This is a genomic window from Methylophaga sp. F7 (assembly GCF_056863975.1).
In genome coordinates, this window is record NZ_CM166511.1 from 2,725,991 (window position 1) to 2,752,026 (window position 26,036).

At 42.0% G+C, this 26,036-nt stretch carries 20 protein-coding genes and 2 pseudogenes; 5 read left to right on the forward strand and 17 right to left on the reverse strand.

Annotated features, from left to right (window positions below; genetic code table 11):
• Positions 1-9: 9 nt before the first annotated feature.
• Genes AC08OG_RS13705 through AC08OG_RS13725 form a run of 5 tightly spaced genes read right to left on the reverse strand, consistent with a single transcriptional unit; the run spans position 10 to position 7,357 of the window.
• Positions 10-1,023: a hypothetical protein gene (locus AC08OG_RS13705; protein WP_482929737.1), complete on the reverse strand. Its 1,014-nt coding sequence runs from the start codon at positions 1,021-1,023 to the stop codon at positions 10-12.
• Positions 1,016-2,323 (reverse strand): restriction endonuclease subunit S, encoded by a 1,308-nt coding sequence (locus AC08OG_RS13710; protein ID WP_482929738.1) that lies wholly within the window; start codon positions 2,321-2,323, stop codon positions 1,016-1,018. Before AC08OG_RS13710 ends, AC08OG_RS13705 begins: the two co-directional genes overlap by 8 nt.
• Positions 2,313-3,950, reverse strand: coding sequence for an HsdM family class I SAM-dependent methyltransferase (locus AC08OG_RS13715; protein ID WP_482929739.1), 1,638 nt, complete (start codon positions 3,948-3,950; stop codon positions 2,313-2,315). The genes AC08OG_RS13710 and AC08OG_RS13715 overlap by 11 nt, the downstream gene beginning before the upstream one ends.
• On the reverse strand, positions 3,944-7,045 hold the full coding sequence (locus AC08OG_RS13720; RefSeq protein WP_482929740.1) for a type I restriction endonuclease subunit R: 3,102 nt from the start codon (positions 7,043-7,045) through the stop codon (positions 3,944-3,946). The genes AC08OG_RS13715 and AC08OG_RS13720 overlap by 7 nt, the downstream gene beginning before the upstream one ends.
• A 27-nt stretch (positions 7,046-7,072) precedes the next feature.
• Complete coding sequence (locus tag AC08OG_RS13725) at positions 7,073-7,357, reverse strand: helix-turn-helix domain-containing protein (protein WP_482929741.1); 285 nt, start codon at positions 7,355-7,357, stop codon at positions 7,073-7,075.
• Positions 7,358-7,674: 317 nt separating this feature from the next.
• On the opposite strand from AC08OG_RS13725, the gene AC08OG_RS13730 reads away from it, so the two are divergent.
• The 3 genes from AC08OG_RS13730 to AC08OG_RS13740 all read left to right on the forward strand — a co-directional run bounded on the left by AC08OG_RS13730 (position 7,675) and on the right by AC08OG_RS13740 (position 10,236).
• Complete coding sequence (locus AC08OG_RS13730; protein WP_482929742.1) at positions 7,675-8,856, forward strand: Arm DNA-binding domain-containing protein; 1,182 nt, start codon at positions 7,675-7,677, stop codon at positions 8,854-8,856.
• A gap of 11 nt (positions 8,857-8,867) precedes the next feature.
• Positions 8,868-9,155 (forward strand): hypothetical protein, encoded by a 288-nt coding sequence (locus AC08OG_RS13735; protein ID WP_482929743.1) that lies wholly within the window; start codon positions 8,868-8,870, stop codon positions 9,153-9,155.
• A 253-nt stretch (positions 9,156-9,408) separates the two neighbouring features.
• Positions 9,409-10,236, forward strand: coding sequence for a hypothetical protein (locus tag AC08OG_RS13740; protein WP_482929744.1), 828 nt, complete (start codon positions 9,409-9,411; stop codon positions 10,234-10,236).
• Here the strand turns inward: AC08OG_RS13740 and AC08OG_RS13745 are convergent.
• The 11 genes and pseudogenes from AC08OG_RS13745 to AC08OG_RS13795 all read right to left on the reverse strand — a co-directional run bounded on the left by AC08OG_RS13745 (position 10,233) and on the right by AC08OG_RS13795 (position 23,716).
• Positions 10,233-11,012 carry a hypothetical protein gene (locus AC08OG_RS13745; protein WP_482929745.1) on the reverse strand — a complete coding sequence of 260 codons (780 nt, stop codon included), beginning with the start codon at positions 11,010-11,012 and terminating at the stop codon, positions 10,233-10,235. The genes AC08OG_RS13740 and AC08OG_RS13745 overlap by 4 nt on opposite strands.
• Positions 11,013-11,034: 22 nt before the next feature.
• Positions 11,035-14,664 (reverse strand): tyrosine-type recombinase/integrase, encoded by a 3,630-nt coding sequence (locus tag AC08OG_RS13750; protein ID WP_482929746.1) that lies wholly within the window; start codon positions 14,662-14,664, stop codon positions 11,035-11,037.
• The gene (locus AC08OG_RS13755) at positions 14,636-15,253 is read right to left on the reverse strand and encodes a condensin complex protein MksE (protein WP_014705946.1); all 618 of its coding nucleotides are present in this window, start codon (positions 15,251-15,253) and stop codon (positions 14,636-14,638) included. The genes AC08OG_RS13750 and AC08OG_RS13755 overlap by 29 nt, the downstream gene beginning before the upstream one ends.
• Positions 15,246-16,652 carry a hypothetical protein gene (locus tag AC08OG_RS13760; RefSeq protein ID WP_482929747.1) on the reverse strand — a complete coding sequence of 469 codons (1,407 nt, stop codon included), beginning with the start codon at positions 16,650-16,652 and terminating at the stop codon, positions 15,246-15,248. Before AC08OG_RS13760 ends, AC08OG_RS13755 begins: the two co-directional genes overlap by 8 nt.
• Positions 16,645-18,012 (reverse strand): hypothetical protein, encoded by a 1,368-nt coding sequence (locus tag AC08OG_RS13765; RefSeq protein WP_482929748.1) that lies wholly within the window; start codon positions 18,010-18,012, stop codon positions 16,645-16,647. Before AC08OG_RS13765 ends, AC08OG_RS13760 begins: the two co-directional genes overlap by 8 nt.
• 2 nt (positions 18,013-18,014) lie before the next feature.
• Positions 18,015-18,281, reverse strand: a pseudogene (locus tag AC08OG_RS13770) (integrase core domain-containing protein); the annotation flags it as partial.
• A gap of 64 nt (positions 18,282-18,345) precedes the next feature.
• Entirely contained in the window at positions 18,346-19,131 is a 786-nt protein-coding gene (gene istB, locus AC08OG_RS13775; protein WP_482929749.1) for an IS21-like element helper ATPase IstB, read from the reverse strand.
• Positions 19,128-20,147, reverse strand: a complete 1,020-nt coding sequence (gene istA, locus AC08OG_RS13780) for an IS21 family transposase (RefSeq protein ID WP_482929750.1) — start codon at positions 20,145-20,147, stop codon at positions 19,128-19,130. The genes istB and istA overlap by 4 nt, the downstream gene beginning before the upstream one ends.
• Positions 20,148-20,250: 103 nt before the next feature.
• A pseudogene (locus AC08OG_RS13785) lies at positions 20,251-21,203 on the reverse strand (IS3 family transposase); the annotation flags it as partial.
• A gap of 54 nt (positions 21,204-21,257) precedes the next feature.
• A complete protein-coding gene (locus AC08OG_RS13790) occupies positions 21,258-22,568 on the reverse strand; it encodes a hypothetical protein (RefSeq protein WP_482929751.1) in 1,311 nt (436 codons plus the stop codon).
• A 63-nt stretch (positions 22,569-22,631) separates the two neighbouring features.
• Positions 22,632-23,716, reverse strand: a protein-coding gene (locus AC08OG_RS13795) for an IS3 family transposase (RefSeq protein WP_482929752.1) whose coding sequence is annotated in 2 segments (ribosomal slippage) — positions 22,632-23,455 and positions 23,455-23,716 — 1,086 coding nt in all. Because the reading frame shifts where the segments join, the coding sequence is not laid out codon by codon here.
• A 276-nt stretch (positions 23,717-23,992) separates the two neighbouring features.
• On the opposite strand from AC08OG_RS13795, the gene AC08OG_RS13800 reads away from it, so the two are divergent.
• On the forward strand, positions 23,993-24,187 hold the full coding sequence (locus tag AC08OG_RS13800) for an MbcA/ParS/Xre antitoxin family protein (RefSeq protein ID WP_041354314.1): 195 nt from the start codon (positions 23,993-23,995) through the stop codon (positions 24,185-24,187).
• Between the two features lie 30 nt (positions 24,188-24,217).
• Here the strand turns inward: AC08OG_RS13800 and AC08OG_RS13805 are convergent, their stop codons facing one another.
• Complete coding sequence (locus AC08OG_RS13805) at positions 24,218-25,525, reverse strand: hypothetical protein (RefSeq protein WP_048480976.1); 1,308 nt, start codon at positions 25,523-25,525, stop codon at positions 24,218-24,220.
• 259 nt (positions 25,526-25,784) lie between these two features.
• Between AC08OG_RS13805 and AC08OG_RS13810 the strand changes: the two genes are divergently transcribed.
• Positions 25,785-26,036, forward strand: a complete 252-nt coding sequence (locus AC08OG_RS13810) for a helix-turn-helix domain-containing protein (RefSeq protein ID WP_014705941.1) — start codon at positions 25,785-25,787, stop codon at positions 26,034-26,036.

Here is a 26,036-nt window from a genome sequence, read left to right on the forward strand (position 1 = left end):
AATATCCCGTTAGCGATCTTTGAGGCGCTTGAGTACTGCCAGTGTTTCCGGGTCACTCAGTTGCTCTTCCAATGAACGACTCTTTTCCCCTAAAAAGCGATCGAAGTCCGCCTCTGATACGGTTTGAATGTAGGCCTCCAGCTTTTCATGCAAAGCATCGCGAAAACACAAGTCTCTGCTGGCCATTTTGGTTCGTGCATCCAAAATTAGTGGTTTAAAAAGTGGATGCTGTTCGAAGCTGGAAAACAGACTCTCAGCTTCTTTCTGAGTAAGTTTGCGTCCTTTTGCCTGACTGGATTGTTCCAGCTCATGAGCAATGCCCGATTCGAAACTTGCAATAAGGTTGAGCACTTCTGAATAGAGGGTTTCGCGAATATTGGTTTTCACTGCTAAATTCAAAATCTTTTTATATTCGGCTGCGTTTTCATGGAAAATACTTTGGTAAATAAGATTTGTAAAACGGGGATATTTCCAGTGGTTTCCCTCCACATACTTATCCAAGGCATCGGTAAATTGCTTGCGGTAATTGTCTTCTTGAAATGCAGCCAGCAGATAGTTTTCATCGCGCTGATTAATAAATTTGGTATGTCCACCAGCACGTTCGGCCATTACATCCAATACAATATCTAGCAGCCGAGAACGTAATTGACGAGCAGGCTCACTTTCGGTGAGCAACATCCCGAGGTTCAAGACGGCTCGAAAAGTGAATATCCCAAGGATGCTAGTTTTGGTACCGTAATTGATTACGGTACCATCCACCAATTCTTTGAAATCCTTTAATATTTTCCCTCTTAAAACAATATAGCCGTTTGCCTTAAGTTCATCCGCGTAGTTAAGCAGATATTTTTCAATGGTGCTTTCGCTAATCTCATACAACGCCATTAACTGTTGCTTGGTGAACATCGTTTCACCTTGAAAATGCACCCCACCCAAATCTAAATACTGCTCCGCCTGTTGCAAGGCATAACGGTTATTAAGAATATTCTGGCGATCATGTGATGATGCGGTGAGTTCTTTAGCCATATTTTACCTCGCGTGAGGGCTCTTCGACAGGCGCTGAGACGGTTACCTGTCCGTTCATTAACAATGGGAGGAGCCAATCTCGAAGCTGCTTTAATTGTTCGTTTTCTTTCTCGACTAACATCTGTCTGAAAAAAATTGGCTGAACACGATTTGTAAAAGCTTCCGGGACCTTCGCATTTGGTAAAACAACTTTAACTGTCTTTAATGTGCCTCCAGAAATCTCTTTAAAAGTAGAACCTGATGCATACTGAGAGATGGCCTTAATCGAATCTTTAACAGTGTAATAAATGAATTCTGTTGAATAGCCTTTTAACGGTACAAATGACTTAAAGCCCTGATTTGTAGTAACTTCATTTCTTGCTATGGCCATGTATCCAATAGGGGCTCGTGAACTAAGTAGAACCGTTCCTGCAGGATACTTTTTCAATGATGCATTCTTGATTCCTTCGGTTGATACATCTTGAGCGCCACGAGAAATAAATTTATTCCCTTGGTTATTTGAAAGGTCATTAGGAGTAATCCATGGCATGCCTTCTGATGTGAAGTTTTCTCGTTTTTGAGTTGATGGTGTGCTACCGCCAACTATCTGGCCAAGATCTTCTAGCGTTCCATCACTCCAACTCTCCGGGATTTCCCGCTTCAGGATTGGGTTATAAACCATATTACCGCCAGCGGTTTTGTAGGGTTTACCGTAGGCGTTGGGGAAGTCGAACTGTACAAACCAGTAGTCGTACAAGGTTTTGGCCATGGCTTCCAGTTCGGCGTTGATGCGGTTGTTCACTCGTATTTTCGTGTCGATGGCATCTAAAACCCTCACAATTTCTTTCTTAACCTCGTCTTTCTTAGGGACGAGAATTGGAAGGCTTCTAAGGGCACCAAGCGCTATATATGGTTGAGTTGATCCGCTTTTGACGGCATCAAGATGGGCTTTTCCTATAGGAGAAATTAAATAGTAATAAAGCCATTTGGCATTAGCTTCAGAACCAGCTTTAAATAACCCGACGTTTTTTACAGCGTAGTCAATTTCTTCATTGCTCTCTATGAAGCAGAAACCGCAATAGGCTCCAATCATGCTAATAATCACATCCCACTGATCGACTTTGCTTCGCTTGTTGATTTCGTTAAAGTCATGCTCGCTTATTAAGTAAGCAGTATCAAAATCAATCTCATCCTTTTTGATGTGTTTCGAGGTAATTAGCGGTTTTCCATTGTCAGATTGTTTTGGCGAGTCATGAGTACCATCGGTAACCTTCAGGCAAAACTCATCACCCGCAATGTACTTCCATTCATTACTCAACATACTTCAAGCCCGCTAACTGTCTCTTAATCTCTACTTCAAGATCACGAGACTGTTCAAATAAAACATTCAAGTTGCTTGTGAAACCCTGCATTTTTTCAGCAAACTGCTCAGGCGTAATATCGATATATTCAATTTTGACATCGAAATACTGACCGGCACTTAAAGAATAATTTTTCGCTTGAATTTCTTCATAACTGACTGAGACCGAAAAATCTTCCACTACCATTTTGGCGTTAAAAGTATCAATAATGCGTTGCTCTTCATCATGGCTAAGCACAGTTTTCTGGTTTTTACCCTCTTTGACTTTTTGACCCAAATTAGAAGCATCGATCAGTACGACTTTGTCTTTGTTGCTGTCATCGATAAACAGAATAGAAACATTGGTGCCAGTGGTGGCGAAGATATTGGATGGCATTGAGACAACACCAGCCAACATTCTGTGCTCGACCAAATATTTTCGAATTCCTTTATCAATACCTGACTGTGCTGTGATAAAGCCAGTAGGCACGACCACGGCCGCTTTACCGCCGGGTTTTAAAGAATGAATAATGTGTTGCAAAAACAATTGGTAAATCGCCATTTTGTCTTTGGCTTTTGCTGGTGCTTTGGGGATGCCGGCAAAGAAACGATCTTTGTTTTCTTTGCTATCCAGCTCATCGCGAAAATCACTGAAGTCCAACTTAAAAGGTGGATTAGAGACGATATAGTCAAAGCGTTTCAGATCTTTGCCGTCTTTATGATAAGGATGCGAAACGGTATTGCCCTGAATTACATTGGGTATGGAATGCACCAGATTGTTGAGGATTAAATTTAAACGCAGCAAGTTGGAAGATTTTTGTGAAATATCTTGCGTATAAATACTGCAACGATTTTCACCGATAGCGTGAGCAACGTTCATTAGCAGCGTACCCGACCCCGCTGAAGGATCGTAACAACTGACATTTTTAACTTTGCCTCGTTGGTCTTGAGGCACCAGAATTTCTGCCATGATTCGTGCAACAGCATGAGGCGTAAAATATTCGGCATATTTGCCGCCGGAATTGCTGTTGTAGTCTTTGATCAGATATTCAAATAGCGTGGCGTAGAAGTCGAATTTTTGGGTGAAGATACGCTCAAAGCTGAACTCGACTAATTTGTTGATAATGGCGCGGCAAAAAGCATCGCGTTTGGAATCATCAGCAATATATTGACTGAGCCGATCAAACAGCACCACTTTGGCACCGCCATCCGTTTTTACCGCAAATACTTCGTTATTAGTGATGGCAATATCGATCAGCGTATCGTCAAAAAGCTTGGCAAAATCGGCTTTGTTTTGCTGCCCAAATAAGTAGCTAATAAAGTGATGCGGCTTTAAGCGTGCAGTGTCGCCGCCCATTTGCAGTTGCAGCATCTCCAGATCGTCTTCGCTCATCACAACCAATGCTTCTTCCCACTTTTCAGCGCTGGCGACCGTGGTGTCTATCTTTTTCGCTTCATAGGCGAATTTGTCGTTCAGAAACTTATATAGAAAGACTTGCGTGATAATTTTGAATTCATTGCCATCATTTCCCAAACCATAGTTGGCACAAATACTTTTTAAACTGTCGATCAGTGCTTTGGTTTTGTCTTTAAATTCTTGCTCTACCACGTTCTGCTTCCTGTATTAAACTCTTTCATATATTCGGCAACGACCAGATGATTGATATAACGTGAGGCGTCAGCATTAAGCTGAATATTTTGCTCACCTTTAAAACGTTTGATAACCAAAGGCATCATCTGGCGTTCAAAGTAGCCTTCGTTATCCAATATCTGACTGTTATTGAGCACTTGCTCATCAGCATCTTGTTTGATACCGGTAAGCGCTTCAAAAATTTTGCGTTCTGAATCTGTAAGGCCACCACGTTCTTGCAGACGCTTGTGAATACGGGTGTATTTAACATCGCCATGATACTTCTGACGCAGCTGATTATTCTGACGATTCAGCTCTTTAACGCGTACATGGATTTTGTTGAGCGCATCAATATTGGCCATCATTTCATCCTGAGTGACTTCGCTGAGATTCTTTTTCTTAAATAGTCGCTCCAGCTCTTCTTTCAAGCTGATGAATTTAGGATCTTGTTGATCAAAGTTGTCGGCCAGTGCTTCACGCGTTTGCCGCAAAGTATTTTTCAATTTGTCAGCCAGCACCAGCTCTTCTTCGCCTATTTTGACGAATTTAAATATCACATCTTCTAATGCCTGGTTAAGCAGATTAGACGTATCGGTTCCCTGCTCCAAATTATGCTTTAAATTTAACAAGTCCAGATGGTTACTGGTCTCTCTATATAAGATATTGAGCTTGGCAAAATCCAGTTCATTAAGCAGGCTGTACTCGCTCTGAAGACGGATGAGGTTATAAAGACTCTTTGCATCTCCAAGTGCCTTTTTCAGGGCCAGAATGGTTTCTCTGTCTTGAATCTGGCTTATCTGATCGGTAAAAATCTCTGCATTTTCAATATTGAAGCGAAATAGGACATCCTTGATATGATCAATTTCTTGCTGAATCTCATCTTGTGATTTAAACAAGTTGGAGTAGTGCTCCATTTCATCGCCAAGCTCTGATTGCAACTCATCGAAATAGGCTTGATTGGTGGCCTCAAACTCTTTACGAATATCAGCAAAATCGACTACATAGCCATATCGAAAGTCTCTATAGGTACGATTTACCCGCGTTAAGGCTTGCAACAAATTGTGTTTGCGAATAATTCGCCCGAGATAAATTTTCTTTAAGCGGGGAGCGTCAAATCCAGTCAGCAACATATTATAGACAAACAGAAAATCGATTTTTCCAGCTTTAAAAGTTTTGACCCAGTTTTTACGTTCTTCTTTCGTGCCAATGTCATGCAGGATCAGCGCAGCACTTTTCACCTTATTGTTGTTTTTCCTTACGGCTCTGTATCTAGACTTATCTTCAGCAACATCAGGTAGCTCATAAATGCTGTCGTTTGCTTGTGTTAAATCTGCATTACTGGAATGGTTCTCTACAAATTGTTTGTACATTTCTCTGGCTTGTTCTGAGCTATCGCAGATAACCATGCCACCAATAGTTGCATCTCTCATTGCACCACGGCTATTTTCAAAGTCGTTAGTGATGTATTCCAGCATCGGTCTGACAAAATTGGGGTGAGCATAAATAAGTTTACGATCTACATCGCCCATTTGGACTTCAACATCCTCCAGTGCCTTTTGGAGAGTCAATTTGTAATTGGTGGCAATTTCTTCACGAATGAGTCGTAAGGTGTAACCATCGGCAATTGATGCGTTGTAATAGTATTTGTGGATGTAATCACCAAACAGCAGCCGGGAATTATAGTCTGTGCCTAGCAACGGTGTTCCCGTCAGGCCAATTTTGATGGCATTGCTATCTGACTGACTCAAGTTAGCTAGGAAACTGCCTTTAGGATTGTAACTGCGATGGACTTCATCCAAAAAATACACACGCTGGATGGCGACATTATAGTCTTTAGTCGAAACTACATCTGGATCATCTTTAAACTTCTGAATATTAACCACGGTGATTTCAGGCTTGCCTGAATGGTTATGAATGACCTGCGATACTTTAATGTCGCGACTAAATGCGTCGCGTGAGTTTATGGTGTGCACCTTTAAGCCACGAGCCGTAAACTCTAGCTGTGCCTGTTGTAACAAATCTAAGCGATCCACGATGAAATAGAACTTAGGAATGATCTTCTGCTTTTGAAAATAATCAGTCAAAAATTGCACATTATAAAAAGCGAGTGCTGTTTTTCCACTGCCTTGAGTGTGCCAAATGATGCCCTTTTTGACACCTTCATTAAGCTTGCTTTCAATGGCTTTGGTCGCAAACAACTGGGGATAACGCATGATGTGCTTTTGAAGACCCTCTGTCTCCGTCACATAGGTCAATGCATAACGAAGAAGAAACGCTAAACGGTCCTTGCTGAGCAGTGAAGTACAGATCCGGTTAGTTGGCCTGTTAGGATCTTTATTGACCACAAACTCAGGGTTACTTCGGATAACTTCTAGGTTGTTGTCTTTAAGTACTCTGATTTCATCATCATCCGATAATGGCTTTAGCAGTGCAGTAAAATTAAGCACTTCCTCTTCACGAAAGTAATTAAATAAAGGCTTTTTGTAAGAGCTGCTGGCATAGAATGCGCCCTGAACTGGTTCTGGATCGCCATCGTCGTACTCCATATTGTTGGAGAAGATCATGAATTGTGTGATATTGGCAAAACGTTTGAATTTAGGGTTCTGAAAGCGTTTATTTATTCGGTCACGTTCGGCTAATACACCCTCACGATTATTCGGCTTTTTCACTTCAATGAAGACAAGCGGCATTCCATTGATCAGTATAGTGATATCTGGACGGAATTCTTCGTCGCCATTTTGGCAAGTCAGTTCAGTGACGACATGAAAAGTGTTGTTATTGAAGTTCTCAAAATCTATCAGTTTGGTATTGGATCGTTCCGTCAGGCGCTCAAAAAATGCTCTTCCCAAATCTTCGTTATCTAAAAGCAATTTAGAATCTTCAAACAAACGGCTGATATCGTCAGGCTCAATACCAGGATTAATCTTGGATATTGCTTGCTTGAAAAGCACTGGGAATATGTTGGTATCTATATCCCAACTGTGCTCCCTGAGAGAGATGTACTGATACCCAAGCCGAGTCAGATGGAGGAGCGTCGGGATTTTTACTCTAGTGTCTTCATTAAACTTATTCAAAATTCAATCCTTGAAAGACATCGTAAGTTAAGTGTCCGTAATTTTTGGTACATACTCAACAAGCTCCTCAATATCACAATCAAAAAATTTACATAACCTATCGAGATTTTCAGTTCCGGTGTTGTAACCTCGCTGATTTATCATTTTAGAAAGTGTCATTCGATGAATACCAGCCGCCTCGGCAACCTCACCAATCGTGATCCGACGCCCTTCAGCAAACTCTTTATTAGCAATCTGTTCTTTAATTTTAAAACGTAGCATCTGAGATTTATCCGAAGCTTTTAATAATCCGATGATAACTAAATGTTGCAATTGATGCTTGCACCGATCTTTTTATGATGTATATTTGTATCTAGTGATGCGTTTGAGCATCATTTGATAACCATATGGAGATTTAGCGGTGTCAGAAACCTACTTAACGACTGAAGAACTTGCGCAAAGAATCAAATACACACCTCGAACAATTCGGGATCAACTAAAAGACTCCGTCTTACTAGAAGGGATCCACTACATACGCCCATTTGGAGGCCGGAAAACACTTTATTTATGGGAAGCCGTCGAGCGAGATATCGGGAAAGTGTCAAAAGGAAATGGTGCGTTATTGCCTATGGCCTCTGGGGGCTACTGCAATGGGTAATGTTCGAGCTAGAAAAGATACTGGGAAACTTTTTTTCGACTTTCAATATCAAGGAAAACGCTGCCGTGAACAAACCAAACTCGATGACACACCCGCCAACCGTAAGCGAATGAAAATTGTCCTTAACAAGATTGAGGCTGAAATCACGCTCGGCTCATTTCAGTATTGGGACTACTTCCCTGATAGCCCACGAGCTCAAGAGCTACATGAACTGAAACAGCTTGGTAAAAAAGCGTTCATCGACACTCCCTTATTTAAGGATTTCGCCGAAGTTTGGGTAAACGAAATGCAAGCTCAATGGCGCCTATCACATAAAGAAGGCGTTGAACTTAATCTGAGAAAATACATTTATCCCAGTTTTGGAGATAAAGAGGTTGGCCGCATCACTAAAGCTGAAATACTCGCTTTTCGATCAGATCTCACTAAAGTCACAAAAAAGCAAAGTGGTAAGCCGCTATCAGCCAGTCGTATAAACCATATTATTTTGCCACTGCGAATGATATTAAATGAAGCGGCCAACCGCTATGACTTTAGTTCGCCCTACCACGGAATAAAATCATTAAGAGTTCCTAAAACGGATGTTTTACCTTTTGCTATCGAAGAAGTGCAGAAAATCATTAACACCGTTCGGTCTGATTTTCGAAATTATTACATTGTCCGGTTTTTTACCGGTATGCGTACTAGTGAAATACATGGACTACAGTGGAAGTTTATTGATTTTGAGCGTAGGCAAATCCTAGTGCGACAGGCATTAGTTCGAGGAGGGCTGACTTATACTAAAAATGATGGCTCATTCAGAACGATTGATATGTCCCAAATTGTGTATGACGCGTTAAAAGAACATCATAAAGTGACCAAACAATTCGATTTTGTTTTTTGTACGCGTGAAGGCTCCCCGCTCAACTCGAATAACGTCTGTAACCGTGTTTGGCAGCCGCTACTCCGTCATTTAGGTCTTACTGCCCGACGTCCGTATCAGACTCGTCATACAGCAGCAACACTATGGTTAGCTGCAGGCGAAGCACCTGAGTGGATAGCCCGTCAAATGGGGCACACTACAACTGAGATGTTATTTAGGGTTTATTCCAGGTACGTGCCCAACCTTACTCGTCAAGATGGCAGTGCATTTGAACGCCTACTGAAGAATCACATGCAAATCGCTTCAACCAAATAAGGAGTTTCACCGTGACTGAAGAATTGACTTTCATTCCATTTTCAACTTACAGCCATACCGATAAATTGTGCCAAGCTTCTTATTTACTATGCATTATTTGCCGCATCGAACCAGGCAAAAATCAGCTGGTATCTGCTATCGGACGTGGTGACGAATACTGTAACCATGAGGCCATAAAAACTTGGCTTGCAAACCGCTTAACAGAAATGGACGAAGAAGATTTGTTTATTCGTCAAGTCGAACGACTGAGCGATAAGCTACTTGATAGATTACGCGAAGTACAAAATATCATTTACTAGTAATTATCACCCCAAGTGATCAACACGTCGTCCATGAGGCGGCGTGTCTGCTTTGAGCTTTATACAGTGTAAAATAATGAATATTGTCTCCATAACAACCATTCCCTAGCCCCCCAAATTGCAAACTTGCACATGAAAGCCTAAACACCAAAAGCTTCGAAGTGTTTGTTCAAAAACCAGAACGAAATCACAGTTTTGGTCTTGCGTGACTGTTTCGAGCTGCTAGATTGGGACTATGTATATGGAGGAAACAATGTCCCAACAAACATGGTCGCTAGGTATCAAACTATTTGGTGAGATCACCAACAGTGTTTTGCTCTCTGAGCGATTGAAAAACTGCTCCAGTGATTCTGAACGATTGTTATCAGCTATCGGCAAAACATTTAGTCGACATCTGAACGAACAATTCAGCCATAAACTGATACCCAATACGCTGATACATACTGAGAAATACACAACTTTAGATGATTTGGTCCTCGAACTTGAGTTCGCCCAAAATAATCAGCAACAAAGCTTTGCTTTTGACGAAAGCAATGAAAGTATCTCTGACTTTTTTGAAGGGGTACTTGTTGAGGCGGCAAAAGTCATTGATGAAATTCATCAAAAAAATTCTGACTTTCCAGAACTTGTCTGTGTAAGCTCAAAACCTTCCCAGAATGGGATTCAAACAAAGAGTGTGTTGTGCGCAGAGCTGGTTAACAAATTGCGACGCACCAATATCAAAATGGAGCCAGTAACCTTTGTTTTACCGAGTGGAAAAACATTAGATATGCATCTCAAACGCATTCAAAACCATAGACTTCAAACCTGTGAAAAACAGCTAACTCTGACCGGTCGCATGGTGGATTTTTCAGATAACGAAAAATTATTCAGACTACAAGAAAATGGTATGCGTCTCGTCCATAAAATTACGACCTCATCCCTTTCAATCGAGGCGCGAAATAACCTTCTGGATGCCTTTAAGGCTTTTAACCTCATAACTGTCACTGTCAGACCTCGCAATAAACTTATTGGTGGCAGTGAAGAGCCAAATGATTATGAATTCATCGACTTCTCGATAACCCAACAAAAAACCGCTTAGATCGCCGTGTCACATTTAAAATACAACCATACCATTAGACATAACAGTACTCGATTGACCGTTTGAAAAGTCTTCCAATTTGCAGGTAGAGCAACCACCTTAATTAACGCATCTTTTTTCAGCTGCTCATCAGATGCAACCTCAAATCTCAGAGGGTGATTTCGTAGCTTGGCATTTAAGTCATCAGAAAGCGCGAATGCTGCCGGCAACATTAATTTGAATTTTGCATCATTCAGTGGCAGAAATGCCAGCAGCTCTATAAACGCATTCAATGATGACAGGGTCATAAAACGCCAACTCTTACTATATTGCTTGTCAACATGCCATGTCGCTAAGTCCTGAAAACCTTTAACATCAATTGCAGCTACTTCAGTCATTATCTTATCCAGCAAAAACAGCAGTGTGTGCATCCTTTTTGTTTCAAGAAGGTTCTCTTGGAATTTACTACTTCCCACAGACTCATCGCCTCTGATGGCATCAGGATCTTCAAGTCCCACTTGGTAAAATCCAAACCGCGTTTTGTGCTGAATTATTGCTGCTTGGTGTAATACTTTTTCTCTGAACTCAGATGAGAAATTATTTGAATGTAATTCACTAACGTGTTGCATTCTGGCATTTTGTACCAAAACCCTATTAATCATTTGAATAGTTACTGGCTCACTCTTCTGTGAAAAGGTATAACGCCACGCATCGCCTTCATGGGTGGCTGGTTGAAGCTGCGTCGTTAACAATGGGAAAAAAATTTTGATCGGTTCGCCGGCAAAGTAAGCCTGCATATCGTTTCTGCTTTTATAACGTTCACTGACGCTTTTGCAGCGTAGACTCACTCTGCCCTAACATGTAAGCGATGATTTTAGGCGACAAATTCAGCTCAAATTGGTTATGAAGTGCTCGCCCCAAAATCTCTGGAAAATGGAAATAGCTAGACATTGTGGTGCGAATAGAGGCATGTCCCATTACATCCGCAATTGCCTGAAGTTTGATAGTTGCTTCATCATTTGATGACCACAATAATGGCAGATGCTTCGGGCCAAACCGTCCGATCAACCGGCGTGAAACCTGGTTCCAAAGCGGATCTTGCAGATTGTAAGCGTATGCCACCAGACGATTGGCAAAACTATGCCTCAGATGATGAAAGCGCGTACTTTTATCACTACTGACATATTTCAATAGTTTGTTTAAATATTCCCGAGCTTGCTGTTTATCTATCGACGTCCTGGCTGATTCGCCATCAAATAATAATAGTGTCTGGTGATCCTGTTGAATCCACCTCTCTGTTTCCAAGGTCACTATCTTCCAGACCTTATCTTCCTGCTCACTTAACTTTCCAATGAGCGGTATTTGTCTGGTCGCTGAACGAGTTTTTAGATCGCCATACACTGACCCTCGAATTTGTAGGAAAATTTTATTTTCATCACGCTGAACATCAATATGTCTAAGCTTTAACACCTCACCAAACCGCAATCCAAAACGATACCCTAGCATCAGGGTCATTATGTAACGTGCTTTTAACCAAGCCGCTAAACTGGCATCATTATTTATAGTCTGAATGGCCTCGTCATACTCTTTGATTGTGAGAATATTTGCATCAACTGAAGATTCAACCGAATTAAGCCCAGCGTACGCAAAAAGCCCTGACCAGTTGATGTTAGGTAACGCGAGATGTATCTGTAAAAAATGATGGAAGTCATACAAACGTCCAAGACGATACTGCCTATCACCACCGCCAAATTCTATGCACTCCCAATACAGTTCCTCGAAATCATCTTCATCAAATGACCGTATATCACCGCCAGCAAGTGTCAGTACTAGATGAAAAATTTCAGAGGCATAGCGCTGAATGGTTGGAAATGACAAGTTCTCTTTCATAAAACCAGAATGACAACGAGCCACCAACCAGGCAATCAAGATTTTACCCGTTACACTCACTTCATCCCGCTCAGAGTATTTTTTTAACTGCTTTTCCAGTTTCGCTTTAAGCCCACTATTCCTTTTTTCTGTACCAACAGGCTGAGTTAGTTCAACTTGTTTAAATATGTGCTTGATGTCTCGCCAGCACTGCGTTGCAGTCAGGTATTTTGAATTTATCTGGCTCAATGTAGGAAGCCAATCTACGGCCTCATCTTCGAAAACATTTTCAATAATGTTCTTAGGCAGATATGGTTTATCTTCTAGTAAAGTAGTCAACCGGTGCAAAGGCAAATGTCTGCCCTCAGATTTAGGCATCCAATAATTATGAAATGCACCCGGTAAATGCCAAGTATTCAAGGCCTGAGCCAATTCGGAAATTCGTCTAAATACATTGTCTTGATTACACTTTAAAGCATGCTTTTTAAGGTATAGAACGAGCTGCCTTTGTAGCCCTTCAATGCCCTTTAATACTTGCTCTGCGCAATAATTATTTCGAATGTAAATAATGCGTGACAGGGTCAACGAGTCTGGAAGCCACCTATATTCTTTACATTCGATAATGCCTCCCTTCACACCAACTCGAAACATATCTGTGGATATATGTTCTGGAAGCATTTGAAGAGCTTCTGGTTTAGCCAGACCACCAAAGACAGTAGCGGTTACAACAAGCTCAGCCAGAGACTGCTCAACACTATCTGGTTTCTGTCGGGCAGAAAATTCTGTTAACAATGAGATCTGAAGTTTTTTAGATTTTTGCCAATCTTGGAAAATTTTCTGACTTATAACCGATGATTCTGCAGCTATGGTAATAGCAGGATGAAAGTCTTCGATTGTCGCTCCTCTTCTACTTTCATTGACCAACCAATGTGATGCCATGTTTGTACCATACTGAATACTGAAGCCAGCATGATGACAATCTGTCTTTACACGATCGAAGAATTGATTGACCTGCTCTTTTGGGAAATACCTGTTGTTAGTCTTATTGAAAATATCGATAATGGCGCTGACCATTATTTGCTTTATCTGAATCTGATTTTGCAATCTTTTGAAACGACGTTTTTCGGGCCCCAGGGCTTTTGTCGACTGACTCTTAATCAGGGAATGTTTGAATTTTTTCGGCAGTCGGATCCGATCACGATTTTGCTTGAATGGACTCAAATGTTTCCAGCCCAGCTTTTTCATCGCCTGCTCGATCTCTCTAGCGAGGATCGCAAAATCAATGGCTGGCGCATGTCCAGCTCGTTGACCATGTCGATGCGACAATCCATGGATATGTCCAAGATATAGCTCAACGATGCCAGATGGCACCCCATTATCAACAAGAAGTTGGCACATCACAGAACGTCCGGCATTTGTCGGAAGCTCAGCAAATTGTTGCCAATAAGTCTGCAAACTTTTCTGAGTAACAGAAAAGTACTTCACTCCTAATTCATCAATCTCAAAAAAAACTGGCAGATTTTTTGAGCTTCCTTCCAGGCAGTTCAGGATTGCCACGCCGAGCAGTTGTCTTTTTAGGGACTTATCTCTATATAGTCGCGCTCCTAATTGCCTTAAATGACGACGGTAAGTTCTAAGCTGTGCCTGGGCGATTTTGGGAATAATCTGATATCGATATTCATGCCTTAATGACACGACCTTATCGCTGATGAGACCCCCTTCGTAATTGATATCAAGCTCATCCCACCAGCAAAACGGATCACGAACAGGACGGTGACCAGTTGCAAACAGCATCATTGTCAGCGTGAAATACATGAAAGCGTTGTGTGTTTGAATAATGTCGGCAGGATATCGGTTCAATTTGCTTTTGAGTTTAGCTGTAATGCCATCAACTAGCCCCTTAACATTTCCAGGAAGCTCAGTGCTTGATCCAAAATCGAAACCGAGCAAATCTTCTGGAATATTGAGCAAGGTGTCTGTCGTCTTTTGATAGACTTGACTCAATTCATCACCTTTCAACACACGGTAATACATCAAAACTGGGGGTTCGGTTTTTAGATCACCTGCTAAAGTGGTTATGACCAGTGGATCTCTTGTTTGATAGGTCAATTCTGCTGAGAGTGCAGCAGCCAGTTTGGGCAATTTAAAACGATAATGTCCATATCGGCGCCAGCTATTCAGCAAACTATGAAGTTTGGAAACAAAACCACTTTCGGTTTGACCTGTTGCAGCGAGAAGTGAATCACTGCCAGCTAATTGCAGTGAATGCTGTTTAATCCAAGAGCTCACTAAGCGAGGAAGTGGTAGATAACATAAGGAGAGCTCTGAACTCTGTTCTGAACGAAATACTCTGGGTAAATCCGGTAATGACTTTATTAACCTCCCTTGAAGATCAATAAAGCCAACGGCTCCCCATCTCGTGCTGAGAATTTGGCTAAGCTCTAATCCCAATAAGTAGACAAGAGCAATTGCAAAATGAATCGCCACTAATTTACTAGATACCTTCAGCCATTTAATGGACAGCCCCCAGTATCGTTGACAAATTCCAGCTTCAAATAGACACCTTCTCAAAATCTTCATGTATTTCAACTTGTTGGTTGTAATTGGTAACAAGTCTACTCAAAAAGCTCAATGCAGCGGGATTAAGGATATATCGCTGCTCTCCCAACCGATGAGCAAAACTTCGTTCGAGCAGAAAATCCATCACTTTTATCCAATCAGAGGGCAATCTTGAAGCCTGCAAAATATCTATATATTCCTCTGTATCAGACAAGATACGAAAGTCTGTTTCATCCAATCCCATGTCTGGTCGAATGAGTCCTTCCAGATCTCGTCCCGAACGGGAGTAAAATCTGCCAATTATTAATAGTGCAACTTGGACTCTAAAAGCATTTTCATCAGCCTCTTCTGTCTCACCTTCGTCATAATCTCTGACGTAGAAAAAATCACCATCGGGATCAAATACGAGTTCAAATCCGATATGTTGATAGAGTTTTTTGAAATGTCCAAGATGATTAAAAATAACCGTAAATAACGGGCTTTGTTTTATTTCCGCCTTGAGGTCATCATAGAAATATTTAGAGATTATTTTGCCTGCCGTAAGTGCTTTGTATATCTGTTGACTATCTGATGCTCTCACAGCGTCAAATTCTGTCTGTAACTCATTCATGTTGGATTGTCCTACTCAACATTCTGACACGATAGTAAAAGGCTTTATCATCAAGTTGAAGGTATCGCCTGCGATTAGTTGTATTGATAATTAATTCACTATCTTTTCCCTGAAAGCGTTGGCTGATTCTGATCAGAGATGAAAGCAAGTCATGAATTTCATACTCGCCAAACCCGCTGATTAATCTTTGATGCATCGCTGCCAATAGATCTTGTGTTGGACGAAATCGCATACCATCAATAAATTGAAATAATAGCTTAGCCCTCCTCATCCGCTCATCCGCATTTCCTTCTCTCTGGTAGAGCCCCGATTCTGGCAAAATACTTTTTAATCTGGTCATATCATCTAAACGAAGTTCAATTTCACTGAAGAAATTATCTAGATAGGATTTCGAGTCGCTAAAGCGGTATGTCTGTGGCCGGGGTCTTCTCTTCAGTCCAACGACATAACCTGACTCTTGAGCATAGGACTTGGCGATAAACTTTTTTCGCATATTACTGGTTGTCGTTTCTTCATATTTAGACAGTAATAATTGATAAGAACTTTCCATTGCATTTGATTCCAATATGCCTTGGCGAGTCTTTCTCAAAAAACGCTCGACTTCAGCCGAGATACGGCTCATTGGTTTATATACACTAGTAAAACTCATTGAAAACAAAAAAATCTGATCCGCAATGTTGGGATGATTTCGTCGCTCAAAAAGAGATTGGACTTCGTGCAAAACTTTGAAAAGGTTTGGTCCATCACTTAACCTGGCTTTATCATTTAAGAATGCGAGCACGGGTTTAATATGACGTTCATATACTTGACTGATGTTATTGAACATCTCCTGCCTAAAACGGGCAAAATGTTGTTCGTTGTAACTGGCCTTGGCCGAAATTTTCTCCAATTGTTGATTGAGACTTTCTATGGAAGAAACGTTTTTTCTGAGTACCCCTAGCAGGTCACTAAGTTGTTTGAGCAGATCATCACGTTGCTCAGTGTAGTCAGGATCCAAGTCACTAAAGCTTGCCGACTCAAGTCGGATACACACTGATCTTAGGCTATCCAGATGACTCTTTAACCTTGAGTCGGTTAATTCCTGATGAAGTGATGCTTCACATAACCGAAAGAGGTTGAGAACTTCATCTTGAAACACCAGAAGCCGCTCTCCATCATGTTTCGCAATATCGGCAATAACTTGATTTCGTAACAGGTTATTCGTCTTAAATGCCACCTGAACGCGTTTACGATCCTCATCAGACAGATTCGTCATGTAGTCTCTAATGCGCCTTATAAAGTCTGTCTCTCTAATAAAGCGACTATTCAGATCATCCATTGTTTGAATGGAGTCAAACATTATGTCTGGGTGAGCCAACATCACCCTAAGTGTTTCAATGGTATTAAAACGTTTAGTCATCTTCTAGCCAGTCTGTCTGCTCAGCTAGTTCCAACCCTGTGAGATAAGAAGCTTCCGCATGTTCAAAACCTTCCTCGCTGTTCCAACATACGATATCGCGGCCTTGGTGGTATGGACGACCAGTCCTGGTACTACCAATTTCAATAAATCGCCCAACTTTATGAATAAGCTCACTGCTCGCACTATATGTAGAAGCAGAAAAAAGGCTGAATCCGTTATCTTCAAGGTGTGGTAATAACCAATCGAACTGATCCAAATTCACATTAGCTATCTCGTCATAAACCAATGGCATCTGCACACGCATCCCATTCACGGTCATTCTATCGAGCAATACCTGAACCAATTGAAAATTGATGAGCTCGGTGGTTGAGGTAGACTGCTCTTTGGCTTGCATGGAAGATTCATTGCGTTTTTGTGTTTTGTAACTCAAAGCTGTGAGAATTTTATCCATCGTGAGGCGTGACTCTTCATCACGAAAAAATTCATCAACAAACACACGTAGCCTGTCGTAAAACTGCTCCGATGGTAATTGTTCACCATGAATATTAAGCTTTACTATTTCTCCAATCAGATTTCTGAATTTGGGATGCACTGAAATGTTGACTTCAACTTTTTCAAGATCATTTATTTGAACGCTCGCAAAGCTGCGATTTAAACTGTTTTCAAAGCGGGCTATATAATCCGAGGTGTCCCGAAGGATTTTGGTATAACTTGCAACAGACTCATTATGCTCATGGATCCGAGCTCTCAGGAAAGCTTCCTGCTCGGGCAGCTCATCGAAAACGCGGGAGAGCTCTTGTACAGCCCTCATGATAATACCGTCATCCGGAGTTTCTAAAATCTCTCTAAAGCTAAAGAGCCTCTCATGATGCATATCCTTTAAAGTCGATAGAACTTCTACTTTTAATTTATCAAATAATTGTAGTTGCTCCTCAAAGACATTCACCAAGTCTATGCTTATCTCTATCAGTTCATTAGGTAGCGCCTCCCCCTCAAGTAGTCGTGGGTAGCGATTTGCTAATGTCTTCAATCTGCCCTTGATTAGAATCAGATTACTACTTTTTGATTTGATTTTTTCGCTGTCTTGTTTGGCATCATTCAGTTTGGAGAGAGCATTATTAAATTCCGTGTTCGCTTTTTCCAGATCTTGCTCAGTCTCTTGTAAAAGCTTTGTGTTTTGCTCAACTCGTTTAGAAACATCGGACATTTGTTTGCGATGAAAGCCAATGTGTTGAACAACTTCGAGATCGGCAATGGTTTTCTCAAGCTGTTTTTGAAGATCTTGAAGCTGCTTTTTCTTAAGCAGAGGATTTTGGTCGTTTTCGACCGTTATTGTAGTTGCCCCCACTAAAACGGACACACCTAGCTTGCCACTTTAAGAGCTCGATACTCCCTCGGTGACATCATTTTCAATCCGCTATGCGGATGATAATTGTTGTAGTCCTCAAACCAATCAGACAACTGCGCCATGACGGTTGCCGCATCTGGTCGGTCATTCAAATACACGTAATCACGTTTGAAGGTCTTCACAAACGCCTCAGCCATGCCGTTGCTCTCAGGGCTTCTCACGGGGGTTGTGCATACCTTAAAGCCCAGTGATTTCGCGAACTGCCGAGTGTCATCGGCAATATGTCAACGACAATCCAATTTTGACCCACTTTCCGACAAAGTAAAATTGACCCACCCTTGGCGACTATTCGTTAATTTGTTTATACGTTACTGGGGCTATCCCAGCAGTTTTCTTTCCTTTCAATCGATAACTGTTTCCTGAGATCTGCACAATATGTGCGTGGTGTAAAAGCCGGTCGAGTAATGCTGCTGTGAGTGCCTGATCATTGGCAAAAGCTGTTGCCCATTGTGAAAATGGTAAATTACTGGTCACTATCACGCTGCCTTGTTCATAGCGCTTAGCAATCACATTGAAGAACAAGGTGGCCTCTTCATGCCCGAAGGGCAAATAACCAATTTCGTCAATGACCAACAGTTTGGGCCCCAGCACACTGCGTTTCAGATAACCTTCCAGTCGATCCTGCTTCTTCGCAGTAGCCAGTTGCAACATCAGGTCGGCTGCTGTGATAAAGCGTACTTTGATACCTTTTTGAATCGCTTTGCAAGCATAAGCAATGGCCAGATGGCTTTTGCCGACACCACTCGGACCGAGCAGAACAATGTTTTCGGCCCGTTCGATAAACGCCAGGCTATTGAGTTCCTGCAATTGCTTTTTGGGTGCACCGGTGGCAAAGTTGAAGTCGTAGTCCTCAAACGATTTAATTGCTGGCAATCCGGCAAATTTCTGCAAGGTCTCACGTGTCCGCTGCGTTCTGGCATCCACTTCAAGGTTAAGCAGCTGCTCCAAAAAGTCGGCTAGTGTAGCGCCTTTACCCGCTGCGGTATCGGCCACCGCTGACCATTCCACTGCCATCGTATTGAGTTTGAGTTCTTCACAGGCCCGCTCAATCCGTGCCATCTGCAAGTTCATCGGCTCATCTCCAGCAACTGGTCGTAGGTGCTTAGCGGATGCTGCAGACTCTCAATCGGGAGAGCGTGACGAGATGGGAAAGCAACGTGTTTTTCTTTAATCACGCATGCCGGTAAGTCAGCCAATGCCAACTGCTCTTTAATCAACAGCGTTTGCGGCTGCTGTCCGGTGGTGCCATGGCAGCGCTGATGTGCTACCTCTCGTAACCAGGGACCGACTTGACCATTAGCCGTATCAACATCCAGCACCAGTCCCGCTTGTTTCAGAGTAGCTGCCAGCGGTGTGATAAAGCTGTTTTTCAGATAACCGTTAAAGCGCTCGACCTTTCCCTTGGTTTTCGCCCGGTAGGGCCGACAGGCACGAAGGCGAAAACTATAGTCTGCTGCTAACTGCAGCAACTTGTCGTTCCAGCGGTGGCGACCATCACCATATGCATCGCGTTCAATCATGATGCACTTGGCATTATCAAACAGGATCTCTTTGGGCACACCGCCGAAGTACTGCAAGGCGGCTTCTATTCCCGTGAGCCAGTCCTCTTGACGCTCATGACTGCTGAACCGTACAAAACTCGCCCGACTGTAACCGAGTGTGGCAACAAAGGCTTTGAGTTTGCTGCGTCCCCGTCGGATAGTGGTAAAGTCGACCTGCATCTGTTGACCCGGCAGGGTTTCAAACCGAACCACATCTTCTTGTAACGTTGGTTTGAACTGCCGGATGTAGTTTTTGACGATACCTTCCTGACCAGTAAAGCCTTGCTCTTTGATTTCCCTGAACAATACCGTGGCGGGGATCCAATAAGGTTTTGCTGCCGCAATACGTTCAAGTAAATAAGGTTTAAACGGGTCCAGTTTTGATGGTCTTTCTTCGCGTGGACCATAACTGGGTGAACGGGCTTGGTCACGCAGATAATTACGGACTGTGTTCCTGGCGATCCCGAGTTGCCTACTGATGGCGCGGATACTGTGACCCTGCCGGTGTAATACATGTATTTCCACTAATGACTCCTGATTTAACATCGCATTTCAACCGCCATCCTGTCGTTACAAATGACGGCCATTTTGCCTCAGGTGGGTCAATTTTTGATTGTCGTTAGTGGGGCAGTTTTACATTGTCGATGACAATATAGCAACTCCCATTATCGGTCAGCCACTCAACCTGGCGAGGTAGCTCTTGAACATCACCAAACCGCTTTTCAATACTTTCGACCAATACGTCCTGCACCATCAAAGCGTTAATGCCAGTGGTGGTGGCAACATAACTCATGACTTCACGGTCGCAGCAGTCGAGACTAAACACCACTCGGACTTTTTCTTTATTCCAACAGCCGATCTCAAAACCATCTGAGCACCAACGTGTGTTGGAGTGAAGGGTAATAACCTTGCCTTCATGCGCTCGATTATCACCAACACGACCAGTATGCTTCGCTAACAGCAAATTATTCAGTCGCATGATGCGGTAAATCCGCTTTGGATTCACTTTCACAAATGCATGCTCTCCCGATTTTAACTGGCGATTTAAGTGCGCCGTAATACGTCGATAGCCATTGGTTGCACGTTTGTCACACAAATTCTCAATCAGTGGCAACAGCAAGGCATCGTCTGATTTGCTGTAACGTGTCGGACGGCCGGCTTGTCGCCCATTAATCCGTTGGTAAAGATTAGAGCGCGACACACCCAGTGCACTTACGACTCGGATGAGAGGGAATCGTCCGGTGGCAACAATGGCATGCGCGATAGTAACTTTTTTGACTGAGCTATCTCCAGCGCCTCTTTCAGAATTTCCGTTTCCATGGTTTTGCGGCCAAGCAGTTGCTCAAGTTGCTTCACTTTTTTCTGCAACGCTTTGTGCTCAGCTGAGCTGACCACTTCATCACCAGATTGAATTGCCGACATGCCACCGTCTTGCATGAGTTTCTTCCACTTAAACAATAAACTTGGGGTGATGCCGTTTTGTCTGGCCACCAGTGACACCGAATACCCTGGCTGCATACTCATGGCAACAAATTTGGCTTTCTCCTGCGGAGTATAGCGACGACGACGCTGTTCGCCAGTAAAAATTTCAATACGTTCCATAGACACTCCTTAAAGATAGGTCTAAGCCTATCGCTTAATAATTGAGTGTCCGTTTTAAAATGGGGCTATTACAGTTATAGACTTAAGTGACTTTTCATACGAAACAATTTCTGCTTTTAGTTCTGAAATATCTCTTTGCTCGTCTATATCAACAGCAGCATTTTGCTTTTGGAAATTTCTATCGAAAAATTGATAAGTCTCATTACTTTCAGTGAATAACGAGGAGAACTGGGTAAGTTTGTCAATTTCATCCGTCGTTAAAGCTCTATTAGGATTAGCTAGAATCAATCCTTTATTCACTGCAGCTAATACACTTTGAACCTGAGAATTAATCTGCTCAGAGATGCGAAAAGCACCATTTTCCTTTGAAAGTATCAATCTTTCGTACTGGGCTCGCTTTTCGCTAAGTTTTTTTTCTAAGTGTTGTCGTCGTTGTATATTTTTTTCTGAATTAAGTAGCGCCTCAATATCTTCTGTTTTGTCCTGCTTGTCAGCAATCAAATTATCCAAAATATCTGAATCAGAAATATCATCCGGAAATTCTAGTCGGATCTGCTCATATGTTTTAAGCGCTCTAGTGCTATCTATTTGCAATGCTTTGTCTGCACGCAGAAGCTCTTTTAATCCTGTTCGCTTATCAGCTAATTCTTGCCTGTAAATATCTGCTGACAGTTTAGTTTGTTTGCAACTTTCGTAAACTTTATCATTTGACTGTCTTTCGCTCGCCAGCCTGCTTTCCGCCTCACTTACAGCCTTTTCAAAAGATTGGTATCTCGCTTCGAGATCTTGCAGCTGCATATAGCGGCTATAACTTGCTTTGAGCGATTGAAAGGCTGGCTGGGCATTCTTGATACGAGTAAGTCTAGCCTCTTCTTTTTTCAGTTCATCATGCTTAGTAAAAAAAGCATCGATATTAAAGTCCAGTACATCTTCATCACGCTTCTTACCGGCTTCCATGATATTAGCAATTGCAGTAGTGACTGTTTTGTTGCCGGCATTCATTTCAAAAAGGAGTAAAACAAGCGCCCTTAACGATTCAATACTGGCATCATCAGGTTTAAGCAATGGAAACAATGCATATCTAATGGCTTCTGGATCCAAAAAATCTCCAGTGCCATATATGAGTTTCTTTATTTTAGAAGGATCACTTGCGATTTGCGTATGGGATGACATTTTCTTCAATGTTGCTGTGAGGCTATTTACTGATAAATCGTCTACTGCTCGGCCAATACCCTGATCATCATTGCCAAGCTCCCAGAAAAGGTGGCGAATACGATTAAATTCGAAAGGTGTAAAGATCCGACCATAGCCGAGATTGTTACTTCGGTGGAGAATTTGGCAATGGGTGCCAACGTAGTTTTGCACTTCAATAATTAAGAAACTTCTACTGTAATCCCCCCATTAATAACCGCAATTAAAAGTAGAGGGTTAAGCTGGACTCAGCAAATACCTTGGCGGTACGCGACCAATTGCTGAGTTTGGCCGTTCATTATTGTATGTCCAAAGCCATTGTGTGGCGAGCAGCTGTGCCTGTTCAACAGACTCAAATAAATGTAATTCAAGCCATTCGTGACGTACGGTTCGGTTAAAGCGTTCGACGTAAGCATTCTGTGTTGGCTTACCCGGCTGGATATACATCAGGGTGATCTTCTGGTTATTTGCCCAATCAATCAGCACCTGACTGATGTTTTCCGGACCATTATCACATCGTATTGCAGCAGGCTTACCACGCCACTCCATGACCTGTTCTAATGACCGAATAACTCGCTGGCTCGGCATAGAAAAGTCCACATCAATACACAAGCCTTCGCGGTTATAGTCATCAATGACGTTGAATGTACGAAACTTACGACCGTTATCCAGTGCGTCAGACATAAAATCCATCGACCATACCTGGTTCATGCCAGTCGGAACGCTCAGTGCATCAGGTTTATCCCGTTTAATCCGCCGCCGGGGCTTAATGCGTAAGTTCAGTTCTAACTCACGGTATAAGCGATAAACACGTTTATGGTTCCAGCTAAATTTTTTAACATTACGTAAATGATCGAAACACAAACCAAAGCCCCAGCGTTTATTAGCAGTGGTTAAACGTAATAGCCAATCAGCAATAACGGCATTTTCGTTGGATAGCTTGGCTTGGTGGCGATAACAGGTTTCACTGATCCCGAAGATCTCACAGGCAAGGCGAATACTAAGGCCGAGTTTGGCGACGACCTGCTGCGCCATCTCTTTACGCAGAGATGGCTTTACCACTTTCCCTCAAGTGCCTCCTGGCGGATCTGCGATTTCAAGCATTCCTCAGCATACATTTTCTTCAAACGGCGATTTTCATCTTCAAGCTCTTTGAGGCGCTTTATCATTGCGGTGTCCATGCCGCCATACTTCGCTCGCCATTTGTAAAAGGTGGCACTACTGATGCTGTGCTCTCGACAAAGATCTTGAACACTTATCCCTGCTTCGTTTTGTTTGAGGATCGCCATGATCTGGCTATCTGTAAATTTTGATGTCTTCATGCAGAATCTCCTGCGCTTTAGTTTACGAGAAAATTCTACTTTTGAACTCAATTATTTATTGGGGGGATTACAAATGATCCAGATTTAGTTGAGCTATACATCCATTACGAATGTTTGAATTCTTATATCTGATGCATTCCTTTAAATCAGATATTATCAACAAAGATACTTTCTCAATTATTCTTTTAAAGATAGACTTTATTCGACCGGGACAATCAGATTTATCGTTAAAACTCTGCTTGGAACAAATATTAAACGTTGTAGTTAAAGATATTAATGTCAAAAATAGATCAGAAACTACTTGCTAGAGCAGTAGAAGTTCTTGGTAATGAGCGAGATGCATTACACTGGCTTCAAACGCCGAGATCTGCTTTAAATAATCAAATACCGTTAAAGTTCATTGAAACCTATGAGGGACAACAAGAAGTACTCGACTTGCTTGGCCGGATTGAACATGGAGTTTTTTCATAATTACCTTATGAAAGGCATCGACTTCTTTTATTAACCATCATAAAGCCAAGATGAACGAGTTGTTTTTAACTCATCCATCCGCTCTTCAGGCGTTCTCCAGCTTTTTAGTGCATTCAAAGCATTATTCTCACCAATCATCTGGCGGGCTGCATCTATTCGAATCATCAGCTCATTTCTTTGAGTAACATCAAGCCCTGAAACCACGCGCTCAGCCTGATCAAAAAAACCTCTGATACGCTCTACTTCACCCCACTTATCGATAATATCTTTCAGTTGCAATTTGCTATCTTCAATTGCTTTGAGACGAAGGCGTTCACGCTCAGCTTGTTTGTATTCCTGTTGTTTAATCTCCCATTCACGTCTCCGCTTCTCTGCCAGCTCAATTGCTTCCTCGTGTAATGTCGAAATTGTTGGTGCTGATGCAATTGCTTCACTAGTAATATTTTCAATAATCTCCTTGCTTCCTTTTATACCTGGTATATGCCAAAGCTTTTCCCACTTTGTGCCCGGGTATGGCGAATACGCAATTACCGCAAATTTTCCTGTAGGGATTCTTCGGTTTGTCGTCCAAGAAAACCGATATGAGTTTTCCTGATTTTTATGTACTCGAATATATTGATTGATAGATGAATCATAATGGCACTCTACCGATTCACTTTCCTCTATAAGTATTAGGCCAATGGCAACATCATCCACATAAACCAATGTTGATCTATAGGGTGACCAATAGGTTGTATAACCATTTGAAGCTTTGGGTTCGATGTAACTTTCTGAACTTGGTCTTATAAAATTCGAATGTTTTGGCTCAAAGGTGACTTTATGACCTTTTTCTTCAAAAGACCAATACACGTTATTTGCTAGTTTTAGCAGTTTCTCAAGACATTCTGATGATACAAGCAAGTCCGGTAATATTTTTTTATTGGGTTTTAGATAACCATTCTCAGTCTCTCTCCCCTTCAAAAACAGCTCTTTGACGTCCCTAACAAGAGGATGCCATGAGCCTCTTGCACGTCTTATAGTTCTCGGGTACTGAGTTATATCAGGTCTTCTTATCCTGCGATTTGAGCTCGGGGTTATACCCTCACCTTTGCTCCATTCAAGCATATCCTCAGGCCCAGGTTCTGGAAGAGAAGGCTTAGTTACCTTTTTACTTACGGCTAACTTTGCCCAATAACCCCGTTCTGGTCTAGGCACACTCATTTGAGTGCAAACTCTCGCCAAATAACTTGAAGAAACTCCACATTTTTCTGCCAATGCAGTCATTGGCATGGACCAGACGAGATCAAATAAGGTTATTCTGTCTAATGGAAATGAAACATCTGGGCTTTTTGGGTCCATATCATCAGAGCTCCTAATCATGGTGGGTACCTCCCATTATTCTTTTCATAGGCCTTTATGATTATGCTAATTTCCGTAGTCTTTTGACTATACTTTCGGATAATTACCTAAAAACTTTCTTCAGTCGTAATAAGTTTATTATGACCTATAGACCATATATTGGATTTATGATACAAAGACCATAAAAATAAATTATGACTTTTAAGTCATATACGACATTTATGATCTAAAGGTCATATTTACTTGTAATGAGGTTAAGATGAAGATACTGGTCAGATCGCCTAAAGATTTAGGTAATGCCATCAGGCACGCTCGTAAAGCGAAAGCCTTAACTCAAAGTGAGTTAGCCTCAAAAAGCGGTATATGGCAGGAAACAATTTCAAAAATTGAGAATGGTGTCTCGAGCACGAAGCTGGACACTGTTTTTGATTTATTTGCCGCTTTGGATCTGGAAATTCATATACAAGAACGCAGTAAGGGTAATATCAGCCAGCTAGAGGAAATCTTGTAG